General features: G+C 68.3%; 7 protein-coding genes. 5 read left to right on the top strand and 2 right to left on the bottom strand.

From position 1 onward, the window contains the following. Window positions 1–91: 91 nt before the first annotated feature. Entirely contained in the window at window positions 92–1,234 is a 1,143-nt protein-coding gene (locus V6U81_RS21095; protein WP_334491587.1) for an IS110 family RNA-guided transposase, read from the bottom strand. 339 nt (window positions 1,235–1,573) lie between these two features. On the opposite strand from V6U81_RS21095, the gene V6U81_RS21090 reads away from it, so the two are divergent. Then, window positions 1,574–2,218, top strand: a complete 645-nt coding sequence (locus V6U81_RS21090) for an IS110 family transposase (RefSeq protein ID WP_334491586.1) — start codon at window positions 1,574–1,576, stop codon at window positions 2,216–2,218. Continuing rightward, complete coding sequence (locus V6U81_RS21085) at window positions 2,182–2,607, top strand: transposase (protein WP_334491589.1); 426 nt, start codon at window positions 2,182–2,184, stop codon at window positions 2,605–2,607. The genes V6U81_RS21090 and V6U81_RS21085 overlap by 37 nt, the downstream gene beginning before the upstream one ends. Before the next feature lie 456 nt (window positions 2,608–3,063). Here the strand turns inward: V6U81_RS21085 and V6U81_RS21080 are convergent, their stop codons facing one another. Beyond that, entirely contained in the window at window positions 3,064–3,906 is an 843-nt protein-coding gene (locus V6U81_RS21080) for a LysR family transcriptional regulator (RefSeq protein WP_334491585.1), read from the bottom strand. 72 nt (window positions 3,907–3,978) lie between these two features. On the opposite strand from V6U81_RS21080, the gene V6U81_RS21075 reads away from it, so the two are divergent. The 3 genes from V6U81_RS21075 (at window position 3,979) to V6U81_RS21065 (ending at window position 5,855) form a co-directional block, all read left to right on the top strand. Continuing rightward, the gene (locus V6U81_RS21075) at window positions 3,979–5,184 is read left to right on the top strand and encodes an MFS transporter (RefSeq protein ID WP_334491584.1); all 1,206 of its coding nucleotides are present in this window, start codon (window positions 3,979–3,981) and stop codon (window positions 5,182–5,184) included. 78 nt (window positions 5,185–5,262) lie between these two features. Then, window positions 5,263–5,427: a hypothetical protein gene (locus tag V6U81_RS21070; protein ID WP_334491583.1), complete on the top strand. Its 165-nt coding sequence runs from the start codon at window positions 5,263–5,265 to the stop codon at window positions 5,425–5,427. Between the two features lie 137 nt (window positions 5,428–5,564). After that, entirely contained in the window at window positions 5,565–5,855 is a 291-nt protein-coding gene (locus tag V6U81_RS21065; RefSeq protein WP_334491582.1) for a barstar family protein, read from the top strand. Window positions 5,856–6,007: the final 152 nt, after the last annotated feature.

Genomic DNA, 6,007 nt, shown 5'->3' with positions numbered 1-6,007 from the left:
TGCATGAGGGGCCTCCTTCGTCGTGAGACGTGAGCACCCCGAGCATCCCGCCCGGGACCCACGCGGAGCGAGGCCCCGCTCCTTCATGCCATCAAGACACCATCGGGAGCGGCGTTCTAAGCTGGGTTTCGGCGGGTCCGGGAAGTGACTTCTCCGAAGAGCCGGCTTGGGGATGCGAGCTGGTCACGCTGGAGTCAGTAGTCGTTCCCCGTTGTCCTCCCGGGCCCGCTGCCGTGCTCACCGCGTCGTTGACCATGCGGCGGTAGATGATGTCGGACAGGCGTCGTTTCAGCGCGCGCATCGCTTCCATCGATGTCTTGCCGGCGGCCTTCTTGCGGTCGAAGTAGGCGCGGCCTTCGGTGGGGTTGCGGAGCTGGACGGTGGCCATGATGTGCAGGACCCGGTTGATCTGTCGGTTTCCGGCGCGGGAGAGCCGGTGGCGTACCTGTTCTCCGGAGGAGGCGTCGATGGGGGCGGTGCCGTTCCAGGAGGCGAAGTGGGCCCGGTTGGGGAACCGGGTGATGTCGCTGACCTCGACCAGGAGCCGGGCGGTGCCGGAGGGTCCGATGCCGTGCAGGTCCATCAGCGTGGTGCCGGTGGAAGCGACCAGTTCCTTCAGTTCCTTGTCGGCTTCCTTGGAGCGTCGGTAGACCCGTTCGAGGTCACTGATCAGCTCCGCGGCCACCCGGCGCCGGGCCTTGCCGACCGCGTCGCGAGGACGGACCGTGGCCAGCAGCGCTTTGGCTTGGGCGGTGGACAGGCTCTTCTTCGCTCCGCCCGGAATGAGTTCGAGTAGAAGCTGGTGCAGCTGGGAGACCATCCGGGTGTGGTCCTCGCCCAAAGAGCGGCGCCGGTCGACCAGGATCCTCAACAAGGCGAGCTGTTCGTCGTTCACGACCGGGCGCAGACCGGCCATGCGGGTGCCGACCAGCGCGATGGAATGGGCGTCGGTGGCGTCGGTCTTGCGGCCCTGCCCGGTGACGAATACCCGCGCCCGGGCGGACAGCTTCGGCGGGACGTCGACGACCTGCTCGCCGTCGGCGAGCAGCCGGTTAGCGATGTGCCGGCCGATGCCCTGGCAGCCCTCGATCGCCCAGACCCGGTTCGGCCACTGCCCGGCGTACCTCTTCATTTCCGCGTAGCCGTCCCGGCCGGTGTCGAACCGGCCGCCGCCAATGACGGCCTCGTCGCCGGCCATGACTTCGATCGTGGCGGAGCGCTTGTGCGGGTCCATCCCGATGACCACACGGTCTGATGTGACAGTCAACGCGTCCTCCGATGCTCGATCCACCTGGGTTGTCGAGCCGGGAGGGCAACGCTACTTCGAGCCGAGCAAACCCCTGACTTGTCTACTGGAGTCAGATGCGCGGGTCTGCAGCCCGTAGCGTCAGGGCGTCGGTCGGCACTGGCTCGCAAACCCCTTGCCGCCCTCGGGTTGGCTCTTCAAGAGCGTGCCGCCGCTGGCCGGCGCCCGGCCGTGGCGTGGCTCAACAGAGGCGTGCTCAACGATTCCCCAAGTCAGGCTGCCCGCCACGGCGATCCTCGTTCGCTGGCGGAAGGAACCCGGCTCTCCGTGATCACAATCGGAATCGACCCCCACAAGTCCTCCCTGACCGCTGTCGCCCTCGACGAGACCGGTCACCTGCTGGCGACAAGGCGGATCACCGTCAACGCCGCCGCATACAAGACGCTGACCGACTGGGCCGCCCGCTGGCCGCAACGCCGCTTCGCTGTCGAAGGCGCCGCTGGGCTGGGACGTGGCATCGCGCAACTGCTGGCCGCCGCCGGCGAGCACGTCGTCGACGTCCCAGCCACCCTGGCCGCTCGAGCTCGACTGCTGGACACCGGCGGCACCCGCAAGACCGACGCGGCGGACGCCGCCAGCGTCGCCCACGCCGCCATGCGGCACCAGCGGTTGCGCCAAGTCGTCGCCGAGGACCATCACACCCGGCTGCGGTTGCTCTCCGAACGCCGCGACGACCTGGCCCGCGAACGCGTCCGGCTGCTCAACCGGCTTCACGTGCTGCTGCGTGATCTGATCGCCGGTGGCGCGGCGCTGGACCTCACCGCGGACAAGGCCGCCGCGCTGCTGCGCAATACCCGGCCGCTTACCGCCACCGACAGCTGCCGCCGCGACCTGGCTCGTGACCTGATCGCGGACCTACGCCACCGGACCGGCGCCTGCACACCAACCAGGCCCAGATCCGGCAGGTCCTGAGCGAGACGCACTCCACCATCACCGAAATCCGCGGCGTCGGGCACATTGTCGCCGGGAAGATCCTCGGCCACGTCGGTGACATCACCCGCTTCCCGACGGCCGATCACTTCGCCAGCTACGCCGGCACCTCGCCACTCGAGGCCTCCAGCGGCGAACGCCGCCGCCACCGGCTCAACCCCACCGGCAACCGGCAACTCAACACCGCCCTGCACACCATCGCGCTCGTCCAAGCCCGCGACGCAGGCCCTGGCCGCGTCTACTACCAGCGCAAACTCAGCGAAGGAAAAACGCCCGCCGACGCCCGACGTGCGCTCAAACGACGCCTCACCAACGTCCTTTACCGGCACCTCACCAAAGATCAACTCAAACTCGCCACCGGCACGGGTTGACACACAGAGGCGCTCTTGAGCCTCTCCCCGCCCTGGGGCGACGCCCGGGCTGCGCAGGCCAGATGAGAGCCACACGACCAGCGTGGGCAGCCGAAATGAGAGCGACAACCCGGGCGCCTCGACCGAAGCCTGGCCGGGCCACGGTCGCAGGTCAATGAAACAAGTAGCCGATGTGCGTGCGTTCGATCATGCTGATGAGATTCTGCGGAGTCGATGCCTAAGCAGCTGTGTATCCACGGATGGATGCCTACCTTGCTGTACAAATACAAGGGCAAGCGTCGTCGCCGGTGTTGGCCAGCAGTGCGCGACCGTTCGGACGGGCCCAGGTGCACAACGCGGTCGCCGGGACCCGGCATCGTCTCTAGCGCCGCGCCGTCGTGACCGCTCACCGCTGAAGCGTCGAGGCCAGCAGAACACGGTGGGCACGACATGCTCGGGGTCTCGACGGGCTCGTGCTCAGACCATGCGACGTAGCGCGGTCTCCACGGCGTCGATCAGCGGATCACCCTCGGTCCGTGGGTGCCGTGCGAGACCGAGCTCGACGTCCGGCAGGGTGGGCAGGGCGTCCGCGTCGTGGCAGGCCATGACCGGTTCGAGGTTCGCGGGCATGAGTGCCGCGACGCCGAGCCCGGCCCGTACCGCGGCGAGCACACCGAACAGGCTGTTGCTTTCGAACGCCACCCGCCAGCGCCGATCGGTACGTTCCAGCGTTTCCAGCACTGACGTACGCCAGGAGCATGGGTTCGAGAACAGCACCACCGGCAGCGGATCGGCAGCCACGTCCACACCCTGGCCGATCGCCCAGACCAGCGGGCGGCGTACCGTCCAGCGCGGCGGCCCGGGAACGTCCGGCACCGCGTCGAGCACGAGTTGGACGCGGCCCGCGTCGTAGGCCTCCCGCATCGCGGCGCTGGAAATGCTGAGCACCTCCAGCGTCGCGCCGGGGTGCAGCCGGGCGAGGTCGGCGAGGGCCTGCGGAAGCTGGGACGCGGCGAGGTCTTCGAGCAACCCGACGACGCAGTGGCCGGTAAGCGCGCGTCCGGTTTCGGTGAGTGCCTGTGCGGAGAGCGAGAGAATGCGTTCGGCGTACGGCAGGAGCTCCTCACCCGCCCGGGTCGGCGAGACGCCAGACGGCGACCGGTAAAGCAGCGGACGGCCGACAACGCTCTCGAGCTTGCGCAACTGCTGGCTGAGCGCGGGCTGGGTTTGTCCGAGCGCGGTCGCGGCACGGCTGATGCTGCCCGCCCGCACGGCGGTGACGAACGACCGCAGCAACGCGGTCTCAAGATCTCTGGCCATAAGCATTCATTATGCCAGCGCCAACAAACTAACCACTTCCTATGACGTGACGGACGATCTAGCGTCACGCAGGTGACCAGATACCGACAGGTGCTCGCCGTGCCAGGGATGGCATCGCTGCTGGGCGTTTCGCTACTCGCCCGTGTCGCGATCACGGCTGACGTGATGGCGCTGACGATGTATGTCGTGCTGGGTCTGGACATGAGCTACGCGGCAGCGGGCGGTGTCGCCGCGGCCCTGACCGCCGGAGTGGCGCTGGGCGGGCCGCTGCTCGGCCGCATGATCGACTCGCGGGGCCTGCGCACCGTGCTGCTGGTAACCGTCGTAGTGCAGGTCGGGTTCTGGCTGAGCGTGCCGATCCTGCCGTATGGGTTCCTGCTGGTCGCCAGCTTCGTGGCGGGTCTGCTGATGGTGCCGGCCCAGGCGGTGAGCAGGCAGGCGATCGCCGCGATGACGACAGCGGAGCAGCGCCGGGCCGCGTTTGCGCTGGAATCGGTGCAGGGCGAGCTGTCGTACATAGTGGGCCCGGCGGTGGTGATCCTGTGTGCGGCGAGAATGTCCCCCGGTGTGGTGGCGTGGGGGGTCGGTGCCGCGATCGTGGCCGGCGGAGCCGGAATCGCCTTGCTCAACCCACCGGTGCGTGCCGATGCCGAGGCGGATGCCGGCGCGGCCGGACGGCCCCCGCGCAGGCAGTGGCTGGGCGCCGGAATGATCGCCGCGCTGACGATGGCGTTCGGCACGACGACGCTGCTCAGCGGCGTCGACCTCGCCATCGTCGCCACGCTGCAAGAAGCAGGTCAGGTGTCCTGGGCTGCCGTGGTCGTAGTGGTGTTCGGCGTGTCGTCCGTCGTCGGCGGGCTGATTTATGGCGCGCTGACCCGGCCGCTGCCCACGTGGCTGCTGCTCGGCTTGCTCGGGCTTGTGACGATTCCCGCCGGGCTCGCCCACGACTGGCCCTGGTTGTGCGTGGCCGTCGTCGGCAGCGGGCTTCTCACCGCGCCGACCCTTGCCACGGTGGCCGACGCGGTGAGCCGGCTGGCGCCGGCCGGCGTGCGGGGTGAGGCGACAGGTCTGCAATCGTCAGCGCAGAGCGCTGGTTTCGCGCTCGGATCCCCGCTCGTCGGCGTGGCGATCGACCTCTCCGTGCCGGCGGGCGGCTTCGCGGCGGCCGGGCTGGCCGGCCTCGCCGCCGCACTGACCGGACACCTGCTGTCCCGCCGCTCGCCCGCTCGAACGGCGGTGCCCTACCACCCTGCTCCAGTTGATCTCGGGTATTGAGCGTGGCGAGGCGGCGGCGGGGGTGCCGCGATCCTGCCGGGAGACGAAGTACGACTCGCGGGTGAGCTGCCAGCCAGCTTGACGGACGACGATGCGGCTTGGCTGCGAGAAACCGTGTTCGTCGTCCGCTACGTCGGTGACGACGCGACAATCGACGTGCAACCGGACTTGACCGAGGACTACGTGATCAAGGCGGTCCCGATTGCCATCATGAAGCCCGCAAAGACGCAGAGCGCGGCGTAGAACCGAGCATCCGCTCATTCCGCGATCCGCGCGTCACGCAAGGTGATGTCGGGGACTGCCGATCGGTGTCCGGGACTGCCGATGAGCGGCTAGGCACAACGGACGGCCGGGAGGAACGCGCCCGTTAGCATGCTCAGATGCGCGTACGTCTGGACGGTAACCGGGTGAGGAGTGAGAGGAACTTTCACCGCGAGATCGCGGCGCTCCTTGACTTCGGCCCGTACTACGGAGCCAATCTGGATGCGTTGTGGGACCGGTTGAGCACCGACGTCCTACGCCCGGTGCATCTCGTCTGGGCAGCCGCCGAAATGAGCCGAGCAGCGATGGGACGGCCGGCGTTCGATCGGATCGAGCACGTCCTTCGGCGCACCGTTGAACAGGATGCCGCCTTCGGCTGGACAGATCGATTTACCTACGAGCTCTCGTAGCGTCGCTGGCACCCTACGCGGCGACAACGCACGCTTTTGCCGCTGATCGGGCGTTGGCAAGCCAAGTGGAAGACGTCCGACTTTGCCGATGAGCGGATACCCGGTGCTAGTCAATTAGGGGCATCACAAGCGTCTCTGCGATGGCAGGATCG

The sequence above is a fragment of the Micromonospora lacuserhaii genome (assembly GCF_036902735.1).
Classification (GTDB): domain Bacteria; phylum Actinomycetota; class Actinomycetes; order Mycobacteriales; family Micromonosporaceae; genus Micromonospora.
Note: the sequence above shows the minus strand (reverse complement) of the source record. Positions and strands in the feature narration are given on the sequence as shown.

Bases quoted from the DNA above. Each gene is read 5' to 3' on its own strand.
- V6U81_RS21095 (WP_334491587.1), bottom strand. From the start codon at position 1,234: ATGGACCCGCACAAGCGCTCCGCCACGATCGAAGTCATGGCCGGCGAC.
- V6U81_RS21080 (WP_334491585.1), bottom strand. From the start codon at position 3,906: ATGGCCAGAGATCTTGAGACCGCGTTGCTGCGGTCGTTCGTCACCGCC.
- V6U81_RS21065 (WP_334491582.1), top strand. From the start codon at position 5,565: ATGCGCGTACGTCTGGACGGTAACCGGGTGAGGAGTGAGAGGAACTTT.